This is a genomic window from Rhizobium indicum (assembly GCF_005862305.2).
Lineage (GTDB): Bacteria > Pseudomonadota > Alphaproteobacteria > Rhizobiales > Rhizobiaceae > Rhizobium > Rhizobium indicum.
In genome coordinates this window covers 3,160,605-3,181,215 of the sequence record NZ_CP054021.1, presented here as the reverse complement: position 1 = coordinate 3,181,215, position 20,611 = coordinate 3,160,605, and the positions used below count along the sequence as shown (strand labels likewise).

Here is a 20,611-nt window from a genome sequence, read left to right as displayed (position 1 = left end):
CACAATAATAATCAGATAATGCTAAAGTAAATCCTGCAACATCGGGATGAGCGGCTCGTCGGCCGGAGGCATCGGATAATCGCGCAGCGCCTGCGGACGCACCCATTTCAGCGCCTGGCCTTCGCGGCCCTGGGGAATGCCCTCATAGCGCCGGCAGATATAAAGCGGCATCAAAAGGTGGAAGGTCTCGTAGGAGTGGCTGGCAAAGGTAAGCGGCGCGAGGCAGGCGATCTTGGTGTTGATGCCGAGCTCCTCCTCGAGCTCGCGCACCAGTGTTTCCTCCGGCGTCTCACCCGGCTCGACCTTGCCGCCGGGAAACTCCCAGAGCCCGGCGAGCGACTTTCCCTCGGGGCGCTGTGCCAACAGGATACGCCCATCGGCATCGATCAGCGCACAGGCGGCGACCAGCAATATCTTCCGGCCCGCCTCGCTCATCGCGGCTCCTGCTGCCAATAGCAATAATGATAGGCGTCGCGAAAACCGAGGCGCTCATAAAGTGCGATGGCCGGACGGTTGGACAGCTTCACCTGCAGCCAGGCCGAACGGGCGCTGCGCATGCGCGCCCAGCGCAGCGCCGAGGTCAGGATTTCGGTGCCGAGTCCTTCGCGCCGCCGCGCCTCGGAGACCGAAAGCGACATGATGCCGGCGAGGTCGTTGTCCTGGACACAGAGCACGGTCGCAAGCGGGCCGTCCACCGCGTTCTCGATCATGAACAGGCCGGATGGCGGCTTGATCGCCGAAATGATTTCGGCAAGCGCCGGCTTCAGCCTCAGTGGCGACTGGTCGACGGCGAGGTTGGCGTCGACGAAACGGCCGATATCATGGGTCGGCAGGTGATCGAGCGTATCCGGCAGCTCCGCCTCGGCGAGGTCGCAGGCCATCACCACCGTATCGTCGAAGCGCGTCCAGTTCTGCGCGCGCAGAAGTTCGATCAGCACCGGCGAAGCAAGCGGCGTCTGGCGGACCACGGCGGCGCGGCCATAGGCCTCGAACTTCCGGCTCGCCTTTTCCAGGCGGATTTCGACGTCGCGATGATCCGAGGGATCGAGCGGCACGATCGAGTTCAGCCGGTTGGACGGGTGACCGGCCGTCAGCCGCACCTGCCAGCTGCCGTCATATTGCACGGATGCCGCCGGCCAGGCGCGGAAGCCGACGGCCTCCAGCCTGCGCACCAGCGGCAGATTGTGTGAGGAAATGGATGCCTGCTCCAATGAACGATCAGCTCCGATAGTCGCCATTGATCGCAACATATTCCTTGGTGAGGTCGCAGGTCCAGACCGTTGCCGTGCCGGCACCGAGCCCGATATCGACTTTGACGGGGATATCCTGGGCCTTCATGACGTCTGAGGCGGCCGCTTCGGAATAATCGGGATCACGCTCGCCATTGACGGCGACCCTGATATCGCCAAACCAGATGGCAAGCCTGTCGCGGTCGGCCATCTCGCCGGATTTGCCGACGGCCATGACGATACGGCCCCAATTGGCGTCTTCGCCGGCGGCCGCGGTCTTGACCAGCGGCGAATTGGCGATCGACAGCGCGATGCGCTTGGCGGCGGCATCGCTCTCGGCCCCCGTCACGGTGATTTCGAGCATCTTGGTCGCACCTTCGCCGTCCCGCACCACCTGCAGCGACAGATCCTTCAGCACTTCGTTGAGTGCGGCCCGGAAGGCGGCAAGCCGCGGGTCGTCGGCGCGCTCGATGCGGGCCTGGCCGTCCTCGGCTGCGGCACCCGTTGCAAACAGCATCAGTGTGTCGGACGTGGAGGTGTCGCTGTCGACGGTCATGGAATTGAAGGTCGGGCCGACGCCGTCGGACAGAAGCGCCTGCAGCGCGGCAGGCGCAATGTCGGCATCGGTGACGACGAAGGAGAGCATCGTCGCCATATCAGGCGCGATCATGCCGGCGCCCTTGGCGATGCCGTTGATCGTCACGGCCACGCCGCCGATCTCGGCGCTGCGGGTCGAAACCTTCGGATAGGTGTCCGTCGTCATGATCGCCTTGGCGGCCTCGAACCAGAAATCGCCGGTCGCTTCGACCTGCATCCGATCCAGAACGCCTGCGAATTTGGTGGCATCGAGCGGCTCGCCGATGACGCCAGTCGAGGCCAGATAGACCTCGTTTTCGGCGCAGCCGACGGCAGCGGCAGCCGACTTCGCCGTCAGTGCGGTCGCCTGGCGGCCCTTCAGGCCGGTGAAAGCATTGGCATTGCCTGAGTTGACGACGACGGCGCGGGCGCTGCCATGGGGGAGATTGGCCCGGCAGAAATCGACCGGCGCCGACGGGCACTTCGAGCGGGTAAAAACGCCCGCAACAGTCGCCGGTCTGTCGAAGACCATCATTAGCACGTCGGTACGGTTCTTGTACTTGATGCCGGCGGAAGCCGTCGCCATGCGCACGCCGCGCAGCGGTGGCATCGAGACGAAGGATTTCGGAGCAAGCGGAGAGACGGAACCGGACATGATGAGACCTGCCAATGAGCATTTCCAGGCGAAATGGAAACCGGTTCGCCGTCCGGAAATGCGACAACCACGATAGTGAGGGGCCCGGAAGAACCGGGCCCTAATGCGATTATTACTGCTGCGGTGCCGGCGCAACGGGCTCGCTGCCCGGCTCGGGCTGCTTGTTGGCCTGGTCGTAACCCTTGCGCAGCGTCTCGTCCGTGATCTCGATCTTGGCCGAGGCCTTCGCCTTGTTCAGAAGCTCAAGATACTTGTCGCGCATGACGAGCTGACGAACCTGATCCTGCACCTGCTCGAAGGGCGGCGGCGGAGCGTCGCGCTTATCCTCGACCTTGATGACGTGGAAGCCGAAATCGGTCTTCACCGGCGTCTTGGAATAGGTGCCCTTCTCGAGCGCAAAGGCTGCGTCTTCGAATTCCTTGACCATGCGGCCGCGCGAGAAATAACCGAGATCGCCGCCTTCCGACTTGTTCGGATCGGTGGACTTTTCCTTGGCGAGTTCGGCGAAATCCTTGCCGGCGTCGAGCTGCTTGATGATGTCCTTGGCTTCGTCCTCGGTCTTGACGAGGATATGACGGGCGTGGACTTCCTCCTGCTTCGGCAGGGCGGCGACTTCCTTGTCGTAACGGGCCTTGACTTCTTCAGGCGTCACGATGTCGACGACATGCTTCTTGAAATAGGCATTGTGCAGCTCGCGGTCGGAGAGATACTGCATGCGCTTCTTGAATTCGTCGGTCTGATCAAGCTTCTCGGCCGCAGCGTCGGCGGCAAGCAGCTTCACGTCGATGGCGGCGGAAAGGGCTGCGACCTTCTTCTGGTCATCGGGAAGCTGCGCCAACTGGGGGTCGAGATTGGCGACGGCAAGGTCGAGTTCCGACTGGTGGATCTCCAGGGTGCCGACCTTGGCGATGACGGCGTCATCGGCATAGGCCGGGGCCTGGAGCGCAACAAAGGTTGCAAACGCCAGAACGGCAAGTTTGTTGGTGCTCAACATGAAATACCCTTCACAGTTACATTGCCGGTTTCAGCATCCCCTGAATCCAGCCCAAAATAGCCATCAACACCGGATTGTGGCCTTTCTGTATCCGCCAAATCCGTTGACATCATTCGACCCCCCTCTTATCTGTCACGCAACCTCGCGTCCAGAACAGTTTCCGGGCGTTTTAAGGCGCGCGCCTGATTTTCGGCTGGGCCGCGGACAAGAAACGCCGGGGATGAATATTGAGAAAGGGCCAGTCATATGGTCAGCTTTGGCGGTATAGCCCGCAAGTTATTTGGGTCTTCCAACGACCGCCGCGTGCGGTCCTATCAGCCGAACGTCACTGCCATCAACTCTATCGAAGAGAAGACGAAGGCCCTGACGGACGAGCAGCTCGCGGCAAAGACCGTGGAGTTTCGCGCCCTGCTCGCCGAGGGCAAGACGCTCGACGACATTTTGATCCCGGCCTTTGCCGTCGTGCGCGAAGCCTCTCGCCGCGTTCTCGGCCTGCGACCTTTTGACGTACAGCTGGTCGGCGGCATGATCCTGCATTCGAACGCGATCGCCGAGATGAAGACCGGCGAAGGCAAGACCCTCGTCGCCACCCTGCCGGTCTATCTGAACGCGCTTTCCGGCAAGGGCGTGCACGTCGTCACCGTCAACGATTACCTCGCCCAGCGCGATGCCGCGACCATGGGCCGCGTCTACGGCTTCCTCGGCATGACCACCGGCGTCATCGTCCACGGCCTTTCCGACGAGGAACGCCACGCGGCCTATGCCTGCGACATCACCTACGCCACCAACAACGAACTCGGCTTCGATTATCTGCGCGATAACATGAAGTACGAGAAGAACCAGATGGTTCAGCGCGGCCACAACTTCGCAATTGTCGACGAAGTGGACTCGATCCTCGTCGACGAGGCGCGCACGCCGCTGATCATCTCCGGTCCGCTCGACGACCGCTCCGAACTCTATAATACGATCGACGCCTACATACCGCTGCTGGCGCCCAGCGATTACGAGATCGACGAGAAGCAGCGCTCCGCCAACTTCTCCGAAGAGGGCACCGAGAAGCTGGAAAACCTGCTCCGCCAAGCCGGCCTCTTGAAGGGCAACGCGCTCTACGACATCGAGAACGTTGCGATCGTCCACCACGTCAACAACGCGCTGAAGGCCCACAAGCTCTTCCAGCGCGACAAGGACTATATCGTCCGCAACGACGAAGTCGTCATCATCGACGAGTTCACCGGCCGTATGATGCCGGGCCGCCGCTATTCGGAAGGCCAGCACCAGGCGCTCGAAGCCAAGGAAAAGGTGCAGATCCAGCCGGAAAACCAGACGCTGGCCTCGATCACCTTCCAGAACTACTTCCGCATGTACGACAAGCTCGCCGGCATGACCGGCACGGCGCAGACGGAAGCGGAAGAATTCGCCAATATCTACAATCTCGATGTCATCGAGGTCCCGACCAATCTGCCGATCAAGCGCCTCGACGAGGACGACGAGGTCTACCGGACCTTCGACGAGAAGTTCAAGGCGATCATCGAAGAGATCCTCGACGCCCACAAGCGCGGCCAGCCGGTGCTGGTCGGCACCACCTCGATCGAGAAATCGGAACTGCTCGCCGAGCGCCTGCGCAAGCAGGGCTTCGACGACTTCAAGGTGCTGAACGCCCGCTACCACGAGCAGGAAGCCTATATCGTCGCCCAGGCCGGCGTGCCGGGTGCCATTACCATCGCCACCAATATGGCCGGCCGCGGTACCGACATCCAGCTCGGCGGCAACCTCGATATGCGCATCGAGCGCGAACTCGGCGAAGTCGAAGCCGGTCCGGAGCGTGACGCCCGGATCCAGGCAATCATCGAGGAGATCAAGGAACTCAAGCAGAAGGCGCTCGAAGCCGGTGGCCTCTACGTCATCGCCACCGAACGCCATGAAAGCCGCCGCATCGACAACCAGCTGCGCGGCCGCTCCGGCCGTCAGGGCGACCCCGGCCGCTCGAAGTTCTACCTCTCGCTTCAGGACGACCTGATGCGCATCTTCGGCTCCGACCGCATGGACAGCATGCTGACCAAGCTCGGCCTCAAGGAGGGCGAGGCGATCGTCCATCCCTGGATCAACAAGGCCCTGGAGCGCGCCCAGAAGAAGGTCGAAGCCCGCAACTTCGACATCCGCAAGAACCTCCTGAAGTATGACGACGTTCTCAACGATCAGCGCAAGGTGGTCTTCGAGCAGCGCCTCGAACTGATGGAATCGACCAATATTTCCGAGACCGTTTCCGACATGCGCCGTGAGGTGATCGAGGACATGGTCGAAAAGCATATCCCCGAACGCGCCTATGCCGAACAATGGGATGCCGCCGGCCTGAAGACCGGTGCTTTGAACATTCTCAATCTGGACCTGCCGATCGAGGACTGGGTGAAGGAAGAAGGTATCGGCGAAGACGATATCCGTGAGCGCCTGACGGAAGCCACCAATGCCGCCTTCACGGAAAAGGCCGAGCGTTTCGGTGACGACATCATGCATTATGTCGAACGCTCGATCGTCATGCAGACGCTCGATCATCTCTGGCGCGAGCACATCGTCAACCTCGACCATCTGCGCTCCGTCATCGGATTCCGCGGCTATGCCCAGCGCGATCCGCTGCAGGAATACAAGTCGGAGGCCTTCGAGCTCTTCACGGCGCTGCTCAACAATCTGCGCGAGGCCGTCACTGCCCAGCTGATGCGCGTCGAACTGGTGCAGCAGGCCCCTGCCGAGCCCGAACCACCGCTGATGCAGGCCCATCACCTGGATCCGACGACCGGCGAAGACGATTTCGCGCCGGCGATCTACCAGGCATCGGAAGTCATCGTTTCTCCTGAAAACCGCAACCCGGATGACCCAGCCACCTGGGGCAAGGTCGGCCGCAACGAGACCTGCCCCTGCGGCTCCGGCAAGAAATACAAGCATTGCCACGGCGCCTTCGAGCAGGTCTGAAGCAGGCCCGCAAAGATCCGCGAAATGCCGCCTCCGGGCGGCATTTTCTTTTCTGCGGCAACACCGGAAAGCCGGAATTTCAGCCTTGGACGGCAGGCGCGATCCGGAACCGTTTCTTAACCCTGTTCTGTCAAGACTTCAGGGGCGATTTGCCTGACCTCAGAGTTTTGCGTGTTCATCATGGCGGTCATAGAAACAGCGGAGAAGATGCTGCCCGCGGGCCTGCGCCCGATCGGTGGCCGCACGCTGCGTTTGCTTGCTGCCGTGCTCACCGAGCGCGGTGAGAGGGCGGCCGCCCAGCGTATGGCACTGACGGCCTTTTCGATCCGTATCCTCAGCGCCGCACTCGCCTTCGTCTCCCAGATCGTGCTCGCCCGGCTGATGGGCGAATATGAATACGGCATCTTCGTTTTCGTCTGGGTGCTGGTCGTCGTCTTCGGCGATCTCTCATGCCTCGGTTTCCACACCGCGATCGTCCGCTTTCTGCCGCAATACAGGGCAGCGGGCGCTTTCGAGGAAATCCGCGGCCTGACCGGCACGGCGCGCATCTTTGCGCTGCTGTCCGGCACGGCGGTGCTCGCCGCTGGCATGCTCGGGCTGCATTTCTTCGGCGATATGATCCAGGTCTATTATCTCATCCCGATCTTCATCGGCCTGCTCGCCATGCCGATGATCGCGCTCGGCGACATTCTCGAAGGCACGTCACGGGCAAACCATTGGCCGGTGATGGCGCTGAGCCCGGTCTATATCGTCCGCCCGATCCTCATCATCTTCTTCATGCTGATCGCGATTGCCATCGGCGCCGAGCACACAGCCGTCACCGCGATGCAGGCAGCGCTCGCCGCCACCTACGTCACCGCTCTCGGCCAGTATGCCGCAACGCTTTACCGCCTTCGCCGGCATTATGACGACGGCCCACGCAAGGTCGATTTCCTCGCCTGGTTCAGCGTCGCCTTTCCGATTTTCCTGATCGAGGGCGTGAGCTTCCTGCTGACCAATTCCGACGTCGTCGTCGTCGGCATCTTCCTCGAGCCGCATGACGTCGCCATCTACTTCGCCGCCGCCAAAACGATGGCGCTGGTACATTTCATCAATTTCTCGGTCAAGGCGGCCTCCGGCCCGCGCTTTTCCTCGATCATCGCCGAAGGCGACCACGCCCAGCTGGCAGCCGCAGCCATCGACGCCGCCCGCTGGACCTTCTGGCCGGCGCTCGGGGTCGGCCTTGTCGTGCTTGCGGCCGGTCATCTGCTGCTGTCGCTCTTCGGCGGCGCCTTCACATCGGGCTATCTGGTCATGGCGATCCTGCTCGCCGGCATCCTTGCCAAATCGCTGGTCGGCCCGGCCGAAACGCTGCTGATGATGGCAGGCAAGCAGAACCTCTGCGTCGCGCTCTATGCCGGCGCACTGACGGCCAATGTCGGCCTCAACCTCGCTTTGATCCCGCATTACGGCATCGAGGGCACGGCGATCGCCACGGCCTCTGCCATGGCAGTCGAGGCAATCCTGCTGCATGTCGCCGTGCGCCGCACCCTCGCCATCGTTCTTTTCGCCTTCGCCAGCCCCTCCGCCGCAACGCCAGAAATGAGAGTTCGATAGATGGTGCGTGTTCCCCCCGTTACCGAAAGCACCGACAGCGCCGCAAACCGCATGGTGCATGATCTCGCAGCACTGCATTTCGAAGCGCCGCAGGCCGAGGCTCGCGCCGAGATCGGCCGGCCGGGGCGCGAACTCTGCCTCTATCCCGGCAAACTCGGCTATGAGCTTCAGGATGAGCTCGATTTCCTCTCCAACCGGGCGATGGAACCGAATGTCTTTTTCTCCGGCCGCTTCCTCGCCCCCGCCATGCCGCGGCTCGAAGACCGGCAGGTGAACTTCGCCCTGATCCGCGACCACAATGCCGGTCGCAGCCGCATGCGCTTCCTCTTGCCGTTTTCGGTCGACAAGCCGGGCTTTGCCGTCGGCCCGTCGATCATCCGCGGCTGGTCAAACAGTTTCGGTCCGCTCGGCACGCCGCTCGTCGATGGCGAGGATGCCGCCGAAACCCTCGACAATCTCTTCGAGGGGCTGACCGCCCGTGATCTCAATCTGCCCTCCATAATGGTCCTGCCGGATCTCAGGCTGAACGGTATCTTCGTGCGCATGGTCAAGGCCGTTGCGCTCAGCCGCAATCTTCCCGTCACCGTTACCAATCCCTACCTGCGCCCGATGCTGCAGAGCGAGGAAGAGGCGCCGGTCTATCTCGGCAAAACCATCTCCTCCTCGCATATGCGCGAGATGCGCCGCCAGTGGCGCCTGCTGGAGGAACAGGGAACCGCGGTCTATGCCGTCGCCCGCCAGCCGCGCGAAATCCATACCCGCTTCGAGGAATTCCTGGCGATGGAAGCCGGCGGTTGGAAGGGCAAGCGGCGAAGCGCTCTCGTCACCGATCGTTATCACACGGCCTTCGCCCGCGAGGCGGTGTCGAACCTTGCCGCCGTCGATGCCGTGCGTATTCACACGATCGACCTCAACGGCAAGGCGATCGCCGCCATCGTCGTGCTGATGATGGGCGGCGAGGCCTATACTTGGAAGACCGCCTACGACGAAAACTATGCCCGCTATTCGCCGGGCAAGCTGCTGATGAGCGAACTCACCGAATGGCATCTCGACGACGCCAATATCGTCCGCTCGGATTCCTGCGCCGTCTCGGATCATCCGATCATGAGCCGCTTCTGGCAGGAGCGCGAGGAAATGGGAACGCTGGTGATCGGCCTGACGCAGAACAGCGACCGCGACATGCGCCAGGTCACCGCCCAGCTCCACATGTACCGCAGCACCCGCAATATGGCGAAGATGCTGCGCGAGAAGATCATGTCGCTTGCCGGTCGAGGCTAAGCATTCCAGCAAAAGTGCCTAGTGTTTTTGCGTCCGGAAATGCTCTATCCCTCGCTGGCGGCCTTTTCGCGCAGCAGCCGGCGGATCACCTTGCCGGTGGTGGTTAGCGGTAATGCATCGATGAATTCCACTTCGCGCGGATATTCGTGCATCGAAAGCCGCGTCTTCACCCATTCCCTTATGTCGGCAGCCAACGCCTCGCTTGGATGATGGCCTGGTGAAAGCACGATATAGGCCTTGACGACTTCGGTGCGCACGGCATCGGGCTTGCCGACGGCGGCGGCAAGCTGCACGGCGGGATGACCGATCAGGCAGTCCTCGATCTCGGCCGGGCCGATGCGATATCCCGACGAGGTGATCACATCGTCGTCGCGCCCTTCGAAGGTCACATATCCCTCGGCGTCCTGCCGGCCGATATCGCCGGTGAGCAGCCAGCCTTTGGCGAATTTTCGGTCCGTCGCCACCGTGTCGTCCCAGTAGCCGAGGAACATGACAGGATCGGGACTGGCGATGGCGATCTGGCCCGGTTCGCCGACGGGCAACTCATCGCCCGTCTCGCTGACGATCGCGACGCGATGCCCGGGCACCGCCCGCCCTATGGCGCCCGCTTTAGTGACGCCATAGGCAGCGCTCGACGCAAGCACGAAATTGCACTCCGTCTGGCCGTAGAATTCGTTGACGGTGATGCCGAGCGTATGGCGCGCCCATTCATAGGTCTCGCGCCCGAGCGCCTCCCCGGCCGAGCCGATGGTGCGCAGCACCAGATCATATTTCGAGCGCGGATCGGCAACGGATCTCATCAGCCTCAGCGCCGTCGGCGGAATGAAGGCATTGCGCACCTTCATTTCGGCCATGATGCGATAGGCCATGCCGGCATCGAATTTCTGCGCCGGCGACGAAACGACGGGAATACCGAGCAGAAGACTCGGCAGCAGCGCGTTGAGCAGCCCGCCGGCCCAGGCCCAGTCGGACGGCGTCCAGACCTTATCGTCCGGTTGCGGAAAACCCTCATGGGCGAACTGCATGCCGGGAACATGGCCGGGCAGGACGCGATGGCCATGCAACGCGCCCTTGGGTGGCCCCGTCGTTCCCGAGGTGAAGATCATCAGCGCCGGATCGTCGGGAGACGTCTTTTCTCCCTTGAAGAAGGGCTCGTATGACACGATCAGATCGGCAAAGGAGAGAGCATCGAGAGCACTATCGAGGCTGATCACATGCCGAAGCTCCGGCAGCCGATCGCGAATTTTCCGGACGCGATCAAGGCCGAAATCATTGGTGACGATTGCCACCGCACCTGAGGTCCTCAGCCTGTATTCGAGCGCCTCGACGCCGAAGAGCAGCGCCAGCGGCAAGGCGATTGCGCCCATCTTGTAGATCGCGACATGAACGACCACGGTCTCGAAGGACTGAGGCATCAGCAGCGCGACGCGGTCGCCTCGCTTAATGCCGAGCGAAGCCAGCGCATTGGCGAACATGGACGAGGCGCCGGCAAGCTCACCGTAAGTCAGCGAAAGATGATCGCCATCGGGGCTGAAATGCTCAAGGCAGACACGCTCCGGATCTCTCGCCGCCCAGTCGTCGCTGACGGCGCGGCCGATATTGAAATCCTCCGGAATCCGCCAGGAGAAATCGCGATAAAGATCGTCATAGCGATCGTGGGACGGCAGTTGCATGGTCGGATTCCGATAAAAATGCTGCATCAGCTAACATCTTGCGGCGCGGATGTGCAAGCTGCAGCCGGAATCGACGGCGATGAGCGCGGCTTCAGAAGTCTCGATCACGGATCATTGTGCGCATGCAGCATAGATTCTTCATTTGCCGCCCTGCGACTTTGGCCATCTCGCGCTAAATCATGGAAAGCCGCCTGGGGTCATCCAATTCATCACGGAGTCGTTTCATGGAATACGCAAAATTTGGCAAGACCGGTCTCGAAGTATCGAAGATCTGCTTGGGCTGCATGACCTTTGGCGATCCCGGCCGCGGCAATCATGCCTGGAGCCTGCGGGAAGAAGAAAGCCGGACGATGATCAAGCAGGCGATCGACCTCGGCATCAATTTCCTCGATACCGCCAACACCTATTCCAATGGTTCATCAGAGGAGATCGTCGGCCGGGCCATAAAAGACTTCGCCAAACGCGAGGACATCGTGCTGGCGACCAAGGTGTTCAACCGCATGCGGCCGGGCCCGAACGGCGCCGGCCTGTCGCGCAAGGCGATCTTCGACGAGATCGACAACAGCCTGCGTCGCCTCGGCACCGACTACGTGGATCTCTACCAGATCCACCGCTTCGACTACACGACGCCGATCGAGGAAACGCTGGAAGCGCTGCACGACGTCGTCAAATCGGGCAAGGCCCGTTATATCGGCGCCTCCTCCATGTATGCCTGGCAATTCGCCAAGGCGCTTTACGTCTCCAGGCTGAACGGCTGGACCGAATTCGTCAGCATGCAGGACCACCTGAACCTGCTCTACCGTGAGGAAGAGCGCGAAATGCTGCCGCTTTGCGAGGATCAGAAGATCGCCGTCATCCCCTGGAGCCCGCTTGCCCGCGGCCGCCTGACCCGCGACTGGGACGAGACGACGGCACGCAGCGAAACCGACGAATTCGGCAAGACGCTCTACACCCAGTCCATCGATGCCGACCGCAAGATCGTCGGGGCCGTGGCCGAAATCGCCAGGGCCCGCAACATCTCCCGCGCCCAGGTCGCAACTGCCTGGATCCTGCAGAAAAGTGCGGTGACCGCCCCAATTATCGGCGCGTCCAAACCGAACCACCTCACGGACGCCGTTGCCTCGCTCTCGGTCAAGCTTACCGCCGAGGAAATCGCGGCACTGGAGGCACCCTACATCCCGCACGCCATCGCCGGCTTCAAGTAAGCAGCGGTTGCCGCCGCTTTCTCCCAGTTCTCCTCACTCGTGGAGGGCTGGGATCGCCTCATCGTCCGGCTGCCCCTTCTTCTTCCATCGGTCAAGTGACTGCCTCGGGCACAAGTCATCACAAGGCAGTCATGATTCGGTCCTAGCGAATGTTCTTAGACATCGAGGAATCGTTCGCCATGACCACCATTCCTTTCGAGCCCCGCCGCTTCCGCACCACCGCCGCTTATTACAGCCGTTTCCGCGTTCCCTATCCCGACAGGCTGATCGAGCGCGTGGTCGCTAGGATTGACCTTCAGCCTGGCGATCATGTGCTCGATCTCGGCTGCGGCCCGGGCCAGATCGGCATCGCCTTCGCACGCCTCGCCCACGCCGATGTCACCGGCCTCGATCCTGAACCTGAAATGCTCGACGCCGCGCGAGAAGATGCCATCGCGGCCGGAGTCGACGCGAAGTTCATTCTCGCTTCGTCCTATGACCTCGGCCCTTCTTTCGGGCCGCTGAAGATGACAGCCATGGGCCGCTCGTTCCATTGGATGGATCGCGCCGCCACGTTGTCGACGCTGGACACACTGACCGAGCCCGGCGGAGCGGTCGCTCTTTTCGGCGACCGGCACATTTCTTCTTCACCTGCCTGGCGCGAGGCGATGGAGAGGGTGTCTGAGACCTTTTCACCGGAGCGGATGCGGACCGACCGGCAGTTTCACCATGGGCCGGATTGGATAAAGCACGAGGAATTTCTGCTGCGCTCGACCTTCCGCAACCTCGAACGCATCGGCGTCGTCGCTGAGCGGGTGATCAATGCCGATGAGATCGTCGGCCGCGCCTTCTCCATGTCCGTCACCTCGCCACAGGCGCTCGGCGACAGGATGATGGAATTCGAGCAGGTGCTGCGAAGCGAACTCACCGCGCTCTCGCCGAAGGGGAAATTCACCGAGATCGTCGAGAGCAACGCGCTCATCGCCTTTCGCGACTGAGATTATGTCTGGCTTTCAGGATCGAGCTGCCGGCGCATCGTCACCAGAAACTGCTCGGCAAGCGCCCTGTCCTCGACCGCACGGGCAAGAATGACGGCCCCCATCATCGATGACAGTGTAGTCGTCGCATTGGCGCGGCGCTTTTCTTCCGTTTCGCCGGGAACGATATCGGCAAGCGTGTCGACCAGCACGGACAGCCCGTCGCTGAAGACCGCGCGGACCGCGCCGCGGCTGCGGCTGACTTCCTGGATCAGCGTTGCGAAGACACAGCTGCCGCCCGGATCGTCAACCGTGCGCCAGTGGATATAATGATCGAGAAGCGCTGCCAGCGGCCGGTCCGGCGATTCGGCGATATGCTCCTTCCAGCGCGTCTCGACCTTGTCGATCAGCTTGCGGCTGACCTCAAGCGCCAGGTCGTCCTTCGAACCGAAATGACCGTAAAAGCCGCCATGCGTCAGCCCGGCCGCCTTCATGATGTCGGCGACGCCGACCCCGTCGAAGCCATTTTCGCGGAAAAGCACGCCGGCAACGATCAGGATCTTTTCGCGGTTTTCGGCAAATTTTTCGCGGCTGACCCGCATTTGTCATCTCCAGAAATAGTCGCTTGACAAAATATATGACGTCCATCATCAATACGCAAGAAATATGATGGCCATCATGTAAATCGGTCCAGTATCTCCTAAAACCTGAATTCAAACGGAATCTTGCCCATGGTTTCCACCGTCCTCGCCTCCACCCTTGCCCGGCGCAACATCCATTACGGTTGGGTCGTCGTTGCCGCGACCTTCCTCACCATGCTGGTCACCGCCGGCGCCATGGGCGCACCTGGCGTGCTCATCAAACCGCTGCAGGATGAGTTCGGCTGGGAGACCTCGCAGATTTCCTCGGCCCTTGCGATTCGCCTGATCCTTTTCGGCTTCATGGGTCCGTTCGCCGCCGCCTTCATGAATTATTTCGGCGTGCGCAAGGTCATCGTCTTCGCACTGGCGCTGATTGGCGCGGGCTTCGTCGGTTCGCTGTTCATGACGACGCTGTGGCAGCTGCTGCTGCTCTGGGGTATCGTCGTTGGTTTCGGCACGGGTCTGACGGCCATGGTGCTCGCCGCAACGGTCTCCAGCCGCTGGTTCACCAAGCATCGCGGCCTCGTCGTCGGCATGCTCTCGGCAAGTTCGGCCACTGGCCAGCTCGTCTTCCTGCCGCTGATGGCGGAGCTGACGGAGCGCTACGGCTGGCGCTCGACGGTGTTTTTCGTCTGCGCCATGATCATGGTCGCAGCCCTTGCCGTGCTGGCCTTCATGCGCGACCGTCCGGCCGACCTCAACCTGCCCTCCTTCGGTGAGACGCAGGTGACGCCGCCACCGGCAAGCACCTCGCTTGGCGTCGCGTTGATGACGCCGATCACCGTGCTTAAGGAAATCTCGAAGACCTCGACCTTCTGGATCCTCTTTGCCACCTTTTTCATCTGCGGCCTCAGCACCAACGGCCTGATCCAGACTCATTTCGTCACCCTTTGCGGCGATTTCGGCATCGTGCCGGTGGCCGCCGCCAGCGTGCTGGCCGTCATGGGCATTTTCGATTTCTTCGGCACCATCGGCTCCGGCTGGCTGTCCGATCGCTTCGATAATCGCTGGCTGCTCTTCTGGTATTACGGCCTGCGCGGCCTGTCGCTGCTCTACCTGCCCTTCAGCGATTTCAGTTTTTACGGCCTCTCCATCTTCGCCATCTTCTACGGCCTCGACTGGATCGCCACCGTGCCGCCGACCGTCAAGATCGCCGCCGATCGCTTCGGCCCCGAAAAGGTCGGCCTCGTCTTCGGCTGGGTCTTCGCCGGCCATCAGCTGGGAGCAGCCACCGCCGCCTATGGCGCCGGCCTCTCGCGTACGGAACTTTCGAGCTACCTGCCCGCATTCTTCGTCGCCGGCGCCTTCTGCCTCTTGGCCTCGATCCTGGCGATCACGCTGAAGAAGTCCGGCCTGAGCAGCCCGGCACCGGCCGCCGCCCATTGATATCAGACAGGATCCGGCCTCGACGCGAGGCCGGATCTCTCTACCGGATCAGTCCGATAACTTCGCTTGCCCGTCTTGCGCGTCCGGGCGCTCGCATGTTAGACAGCCGCCCGTTCATATCCGTTGCCCCATTGGCGGAATTGGTAGACGCGCTCGACTCAAAATCGAGTTTCGAAAGAAGTGCTGGTTCGACTCCGGCATGGGGCACCAGCCTTCGCTCTGTGAGCTTCGGCTCGGCAAGCCGAAGAGAGCAGCTAAGCGGAGGCTGTCGCGCCGTAGTTCCGTCAGGAACGAAGGCGGACGGGTTCTATAATGCTCCGGTTGGCTGCACCATCATCTCAAATGCCTTGCCTTGCCTCAAAGAATCGATGGCCCTACGGAAGGAATTCGCATCTAAGCGAAGCTTACTTATTCTTCAGCAGCCACATCTTGCCGGCCATCGTGATGCCGTAGACGTCTTTTGATGCGTCGTCATCCAGGTGCCGCCTTTCGAGAAAACCCGGCTCCTTCAACTCGCCCAACGTCTTGGCAGTGACCGACTTTATTTTCTGAGGCCGCTCTTTCCACCGGTCAGTTTTTGCATAAGTAACTGTCGCATTCTCGTGCGTCCATTTATTGGCTGGCTGAGGATAAAGGTCTCCATCCCTGGCGAGTTTAAGTGCGGCGATCTGGGACGGCGTAAGCTCAATCATACTAAAAGATCCTGTGCGGGCGGTGTTTGCGCTGGGAACGCGCTTTTACCAAAGGCGTGCTCATAACACCGACAGACGACTTTCACCACCGCATTGAGATATTCTTGCCACAAAAGGCGAAAACCCGGCTCGTCGGAACCGGGCTTCGTCCTTATCGCATATTTTTTCGTTAATTGCAGCGACGGACCGTCTTGGTGACCTCGCCTTCGTCGGTCTGTCGGGTGACGCTCCTGGTTTCGCAGCCATTATCGCGATAGCGGCGGTGCTCACGTTCGCGCACGGCACCGAAAGTGACGCCACGTTCGCTGATGGTGATGCCAGGTTGTACCCGCTCATGGCGATAGCCGTCGTCATAAGAACGCTCCCTGACATAGACGCTGTTGGCAAGAACAGGCGCTGCAAACGAGCAGGCGGCAAGGGCCGCCACAGTACAGTTCAAGATCATCTTCCGCATGTCGTTTCTCCTTGTCTGATGAAAGGGCAACGAGGCAAGACGCAAGTGGTTCCAACATCGGTGACGGCCCGACCGTGCCGCGGACGACGTCTGCGCCACACCAGCCAGGACTGAGAACGAAAGCCCGAACAGCAGCCCATCCCCAAATCAACTGTTTAATTTTGCTTGCACTTCGTCCAAAGTGGCCGCCGCTATCACAAGAGAGGGCGGACGTGCATCAGGAAGTAGGACTTATCGCGACGGTCGCCGTCAGTTTCGTTTTCGCAGCGATCCTGGGCTATGGGGCCGACCGGCTTCGGCTGCCGCCACTCGTCGGTTATTTGATGGCGGGCATCCTGATGGGGCCGTTCACACCGGGCTTCGTCGCCGATACCGCCCTTGCCGGCCAGCTCGCCGAGATGGGCGTTATCCTTTTGATGTTCGGCGTCGGCCTGCATTTTTCCGCCTCCGACCTGCTCGCCGTGCGCGGCATCGCCGTGCCTGGCGCGATCGGGCGGATCATCCTCGCCACCCTCTTGGGCATCGGCCTTTGCAAACTCTGGGGCTGGAGCCTCGGCGCCGGCATCGTCCTCGGCCTCAGCCTGTCGGTGGCGAGCACCGTCGTTCTCTTGAAGGCGCTGGAAGAGCGCAATCTCGTCAACGCGGCGAGCGGACGCGTCGCCGTCGGCTGGCTGATCGTCGAGGATCTGGTGATGGTGCTGGCGCTGGTGCTGCTGCCGGCGCTGGCAGAGCTACTGGGTGGCAACGCCAGCAATACGACCAATCACGGCCTCGGTGACCTGCCACTGGCGCTGACGATCGGCCTGACACTGCTGAAGGTTGTTGCCTTCGCCGCCATGGCGATCTTCCTCGGCCCTCGCATCGTGCCCTGGCTGCTGACGATGATCGCCCGCACCGGCTCGCGGGAACTCTTTACGCTGACGGTGCTGGCGATCGCACTCGGCATCGCTTTCGGTTCGGCGGCGATCTTCGGCGTCTCCTTTGCGCTCGGCGCATTTTTCGCCGGCGTCGTCATGAGCGAATCCCAGCTCAGCCACAGGGCCGCCGCCGACTCGTTGCCGCTGCAGAATGCCTTCTCCGTGCTGTTCTTCGTTTCCGTCGGCATGCTCTTCGATCCCTCCATCCTGGTGCGCCAGCCGCTGGCCGTGATCGGCGCACTGGCGCTCGTCATCCTCGGCAAGGGCATCATCACCTTCCTCATCGTCATCCTGCTCAGATACCCTATCAGCATGGGACTAACATTGGCCGGCGGCCTCGCCCAGATCGGCGAGTTTTCCTTCATCCTCGCCGGCCTCGGCGTCTCACTCGGGCTCCTGCCGCATGAGGGCCAGGATCTGATCCTGGCCGCCGCGATCCTGTCGATCACACTCAACCCGATCGTGATCTTCGCAACCGACGGCCTGAAGAAATATATCCATTCGAAATGGCCCTCCCTCTGGGAAAGCTACGGCAGGAGCAGGCAGAAGGCGCTCGGCAAAGAACTGGAAAAGATCAGGGCGCTCGGCGAAGAGCGAGAGCGCCAGCATCAACTGAAGATGCAGCAGCTGATCGAGACTTTCCCGCTGTTCTCCGAGGTCGACGAGGACGCGCAGGAGGAGCTGCTACTGCTCTTCAAGGCAAAATCCGCGCCGCCGGGCGAACGCGTTATCCGCCGCGGCGACCGCGGCGACAGCATGTATTTCATCTCCTCGGGCGCGGTGGAAGTGCGGCTCGCCAGTGGCGCGATCCGCCTGGAGCCCGGCGCTTTTTTCGGCGAAATGGCGCTATTGACAGGCGCACGACGCACGGCCGACGTCATCGCCGTCGATTTCTGCCAGTTCGAGGTGCTCGAACGGCGCGACTTCAACATGTTCATGTCGCACCATCCGCATCTGCGCGCTGCCGTTAGCGAAATGGCCCAGAAGCGGACGGAAATGAACGTCCTGCGGCAGCAATGGGAAAAGTCGATGGACCTGTCCTGACGCAAACAGCGCCGCATGTCACGCTACCGTGATTGCCTCAGCCCGCCGGCCAATAGCCGTCGGAGCGGAAATCCTCCGGGATTGGATCAAGCCGCGACAACGTCTCGGCTGCGAAATCGATCTGCAGCGACAAGTGTTTGAGAGACGCCAGCATTGGCACACCGGTCGCGAATTCCCGGATGCGGGACAGATGATAACCGCTCTCGCTGATCCGTCGGGCAGCCTCCCGGCGCACGTCCTCTTTGCTTGGTCCGCGCCCCTCTTCGGACCAGTTATCCATTTGCACGGCCCGCCCACGGCCGCCTTCGATCACTTTGAACATTCTCATGCCACCTTGCACGTCGACCCTAAATCAGCTTGCCGCAGAATGGCAGATTCGCAATCCTGCGAAATCTTGGGAGAGGCGCTGACACCCCGCATCACGAAAATTTTTTGACGGCGGTGGCAGGAAGGACACGGGCGAGCATTTACAGCGCCGCGCACGGCCCCTAAAGCTCTTTTGCACTGCAACAGGAAGGAAACGGAATGCTCCGCAGACTTTACGACTGGACCATGTCTCTGGCCGCGCGCAAATCGGCCGAAATCTGGCTCGCCGTCATCGCCTTCGTCGAAAGCTCCATCTTTCTCGTCCCCGCCGATGTGCTCTTCCTGCCGATGGCGCTTGCCAGGCCGGAACGCTCCTATCGCTACGCGCTGGTCGCGACCGTCGCATCCGTACTCGGCGGCATCGCCGGCTGGGCGCTCGGCTTTTACGCCTATGAGACGGTGGCGCGGCCGGTTCTCGAATTCTATGGCAAGCTCGATGCCTTTGAGCAGATGAAGGCCTATGTCACCTACGAGTGGATCCTGCTGCTGCTTGTCACATCAGGTCTTGCGCATCTGCCGCCGATCAAGATCGTGACGATCCTGTCTGGCGTCATTCACGTCAATCTGGGCCTTTTCATTGTTTCGGCGATTATTGCACGCGGCGCGCGTTTCCTCTTCCTCGCTTGGCTGCTGCGCCGCTACGGCGAGCCGATCCGTGACTTCATCGAGAAGCGCCTCGGCCAAATCGTTGGCATCGGTGCCGCTACCGTGATCGTGCTATATGTCGGCTACCGCTCTTTCGCTCACTAGGCGAGGATGATTTTCGGCCGCACAGGCCTAAAATCTCAATCTGCATCTCATGCTCTACTAAACTCGCGGAGCTCCGCCATGACTATTTCCTCGCCGCTCGCCCGCCCCGGCTTTGTCTATTCCATTTTGCTCGCCATCGGCATGGCGGCGGCGGTCGGCACCGCGCTCGGCTTCCAGTATATCGGCGGTTATATTCCCTGTGCCCTCTGCCTGTTGCAACGGCAGCCCTATTATTACGCCATCCCGATCGCGATCCTGGCCGCCATCTCCGAGCTCGTCGGACTGCCGAATTGGATCACCCGGGCGCTCATTCTCGCGGCCGGCATGCTGATGTTGGTGACGGCAGGCATGGGTGTCTATCACGCCGGTGTCGAATGGCATTTCTGGCCTGGCCCGGCCACCTGCTCAACGACGGCAAGCAGCATGACGACCAATGCCGGCGATCTGCTCGGTGAGCTCAACACCATCAAGGGCCCGTCCTGCACCGATGCGGCGCTGCGGGTGCTCGGCCTGTCTTTTGCGGGCTGGAACGTGATTGCCGGAATTCTGCTCGCAGCCTTCGCCTTTGTCGGCGTTCGCAAGGCCGCCTCATAAAATTATGCAGCATTTGAAGTCCTATAGCGCTACGCGTCTGAAAAGACGCGCAGCGCTGTAAGCCGTTCGATCAGGGCTGCAGTTCGGTATCCCAGTAGAGATAGTCGAGCCAGCTTTCATGCAGGTAGTTCGGCGGGAACAGCCGGCCGTTATTGTGCAGATCCTGCACCGTCGGCTGGTAGGGCTTCTGCGCCGGGAACATGCTTGCCTGCTTTGGAAGCTTGCTGCCCTTGCGCAGATTGCAAGGCGAACAGGCTGCCACGACATTCTCCCAGGTGGTCTCGCCGCCATGGGCGCGCGGGATGACGTGATCGAAGGTCAGGTCGTCATGGGCGCCGCAATACTGGCACTCGAAGCGGTCGCGCAGGAAGACGTTGAACCGGGTGAAAGCGGGATTGCGGGACGGCTGAACGTAAGTCTTCAGGCACACGACACTCGGAAGCCGCATCGAAAAGCTCGGCGAGGAAACCGAATGTTCATATTCTGCAATGATGTTCACACGGTCGAGAAATACCGCCTTGATCGCGTCCTGCCAGGACCACAACGACAAGGGGTAATAACTCAGTGGCCGGTAGTCAGCGTTCAGGACGAGCGCCGGCAGGGCCTGTGGGGAGACTGCAATCGTCAAGGGACTCTCCTGA

At 61.4% G+C, this 20,611-nt stretch carries 19 protein-coding genes and 1 tRNA gene; 10 read left to right on the top strand and 10 right to left on the bottom strand.

Annotation, left to right across the window (positions count from 1 at the left end; translation table 11 throughout):
- Positions 1-21: 21 nt before the first annotated feature.
- The 4 genes from mutT to FFM53_RS15575 form a co-directional block, all read right to left on the bottom strand.
- Positions 22-435 (bottom strand): 8-oxo-dGTP diphosphatase MutT, encoded by a 414-nt coding sequence (gene mutT / locus FFM53_RS15590; RefSeq protein WP_012759141.1) that lies wholly within the window; start codon positions 433-435, stop codon positions 22-24.
- Positions 432-1,238 (bottom strand): GNAT family N-acetyltransferase, encoded by an 807-nt coding sequence (locus FFM53_RS15585; protein ID WP_138389574.1) that lies wholly within the window; start codon positions 1,236-1,238, stop codon positions 432-434. Before FFM53_RS15585 ends, mutT begins: the two co-directional genes overlap by 4 nt.
- The gene (gene argJ / locus FFM53_RS15580; RefSeq protein ID WP_072640439.1) at positions 1,219-2,460 is read right to left on the bottom strand and encodes a bifunctional glutamate N-acetyltransferase/amino-acid acetyltransferase ArgJ; all 1,242 of its coding nucleotides are present in this window, start codon (positions 2,458-2,460) and stop codon (positions 1,219-1,221) included. Before argJ ends, FFM53_RS15585 begins: the two co-directional genes overlap by 20 nt.
- Positions 2,461-2,572: 112 nt before the next feature.
- A complete protein-coding gene (locus FFM53_RS15575; protein ID WP_072640438.1) occupies positions 2,573-3,454 on the bottom strand; it encodes a peptidylprolyl isomerase in 882 nt (293 codons plus the stop codon).
- A gap of 246 nt (positions 3,455-3,700) precedes the next feature.
- On the opposite strand from FFM53_RS15575, the gene secA reads away from it, so the two are divergent.
- The 3 genes from secA (at position 3,701) to FFM53_RS15560 (ending at position 9,292) form a co-directional block, all read left to right on the top strand.
- The gene (secA, locus tag FFM53_RS15570) at positions 3,701-6,418 is read left to right on the top strand and encodes a preprotein translocase subunit SecA (protein ID WP_138331673.1); all 2,718 of its coding nucleotides are present in this window, start codon (positions 3,701-3,703) and stop codon (positions 6,416-6,418) included.
- 180 nt (positions 6,419-6,598) lie between these two features.
- On the top strand, positions 6,599-8,014 hold the full coding sequence (locus FFM53_RS15565) for a lipopolysaccharide biosynthesis protein (RefSeq protein ID WP_138389573.1): 1,416 nt from the start codon (positions 6,599-6,601) through the stop codon (positions 8,012-8,014).
- Entirely contained in the window at positions 8,015-9,292 is a 1,278-nt protein-coding gene (locus tag FFM53_RS15560) for a GNAT family N-acetyltransferase (protein ID WP_138389572.1), read from the top strand.
- Positions 9,293-9,336: 44 nt separating this feature from the next.
- Here FFM53_RS15560 and FFM53_RS15555 read toward each other — a convergent pair whose 3' ends face one another.
- On the bottom strand, positions 9,337-10,965 hold the full coding sequence (locus FFM53_RS15555) for an AMP-binding protein (protein WP_138331676.1): 1,629 nt from the start codon (positions 10,963-10,965) through the stop codon (positions 9,337-9,339).
- A 224-nt stretch (positions 10,966-11,189) separates the two neighbouring features.
- Here FFM53_RS15555 and FFM53_RS15550 point away from each other — a divergent pair, with 224 nt between their 5' ends.
- Entirely contained in the window at positions 11,190-12,170 is a 981-nt protein-coding gene (locus FFM53_RS15550; RefSeq protein ID WP_138331677.1) for an aldo/keto reductase, read from the top strand.
- A gap of 179 nt (positions 12,171-12,349) precedes the next feature.
- Entirely contained in the window at positions 12,350-13,147 is a 798-nt protein-coding gene (locus FFM53_RS15545) for a class I SAM-dependent methyltransferase (protein WP_138389571.1), read from the top strand.
- A gap of 2 nt (positions 13,148-13,149) precedes the next feature.
- Here FFM53_RS15545 and FFM53_RS15540 read toward each other — a convergent pair whose 3' ends face one another.
- Positions 13,150-13,728, bottom strand: a complete 579-nt coding sequence (locus FFM53_RS15540) for a TetR/AcrR family transcriptional regulator (RefSeq protein ID WP_138331678.1) — start codon at positions 13,726-13,728, stop codon at positions 13,150-13,152.
- Between the two features lie 129 nt (positions 13,729-13,857).
- On the opposite strand from FFM53_RS15540, the gene FFM53_RS15535 reads away from it, so the two are divergent.
- Both FFM53_RS15535 and FFM53_RS15530 read left to right on the top strand, forming a co-directional pair.
- Entirely contained in the window at positions 13,858-15,153 is a 1,296-nt protein-coding gene (locus FFM53_RS15535; protein ID WP_138331679.1) for an MFS transporter, read from the top strand.
- Positions 15,154-15,278: 125 nt separating this feature from the next.
- Positions 15,279-15,363, top strand: a tRNA-Leu gene (locus tag FFM53_RS15530).
- Positions 15,364-15,557: 194 nt separating this feature from the next.
- Here the strand turns inward: FFM53_RS15530 and FFM53_RS15525 are convergent.
- Complete coding sequence (locus tag FFM53_RS15525) at positions 15,558-15,845, bottom strand: hypothetical protein (RefSeq protein ID WP_003543268.1); 288 nt, start codon at positions 15,843-15,845, stop codon at positions 15,558-15,560.
- Positions 15,846-16,014: 169 nt separating this feature from the next.
- Positions 16,015-16,299 carry a hypothetical protein gene (locus FFM53_RS15520; RefSeq protein ID WP_138389570.1) on the bottom strand — a complete coding sequence of 95 codons (285 nt, stop codon included), beginning with the start codon at positions 16,297-16,299 and terminating at the stop codon, positions 16,015-16,017.
- A 212-nt stretch (positions 16,300-16,511) separates the two neighbouring features.
- Between FFM53_RS15520 and FFM53_RS15515 the strand changes: the two genes are divergently transcribed.
- Positions 16,512-18,260: a cation:proton antiporter domain-containing protein gene (locus FFM53_RS15515; protein ID WP_138389569.1), complete on the top strand. Its 1,749-nt coding sequence runs from the start codon at positions 16,512-16,514 to the stop codon at positions 18,258-18,260.
- Positions 18,261-18,297: 37 nt separating this feature from the next.
- On the opposite strand, the gene FFM53_RS15510 is transcribed toward FFM53_RS15515, so the two are convergent.
- The gene (locus FFM53_RS15510; protein ID WP_138389568.1) at positions 18,298-18,588 is read right to left on the bottom strand and encodes a hypothetical protein; all 291 of its coding nucleotides are present in this window, start codon (positions 18,586-18,588) and stop codon (positions 18,298-18,300) included.
- Positions 18,589-18,785: 197 nt separating this feature from the next.
- Here FFM53_RS15510 and FFM53_RS15505 point away from each other — a divergent pair, with 197 nt between their 5' ends.
- Positions 18,786-19,376 (top strand): YqaA family protein, encoded by a 591-nt coding sequence (locus FFM53_RS15505; RefSeq protein ID WP_017995313.1) that lies wholly within the window; start codon positions 18,786-18,788, stop codon positions 19,374-19,376.
- A gap of 78 nt (positions 19,377-19,454) precedes the next feature.
- Positions 19,455-19,970, top strand: a complete 516-nt coding sequence (locus FFM53_RS15500; protein ID WP_138389567.1) for a disulfide bond formation protein B — start codon at positions 19,455-19,457, stop codon at positions 19,968-19,970.
- 70 nt (positions 19,971-20,040) lie between these two features.
- Here the strand turns inward: FFM53_RS15500 and FFM53_RS15495 are convergent, their stop codons facing one another.
- Complete coding sequence (locus FFM53_RS15495; protein ID WP_012759160.1) at positions 20,041-20,598, bottom strand: HNH endonuclease; 558 nt, start codon at positions 20,596-20,598, stop codon at positions 20,041-20,043.
- Positions 20,599-20,611: the final 13 nt, after the last annotated feature.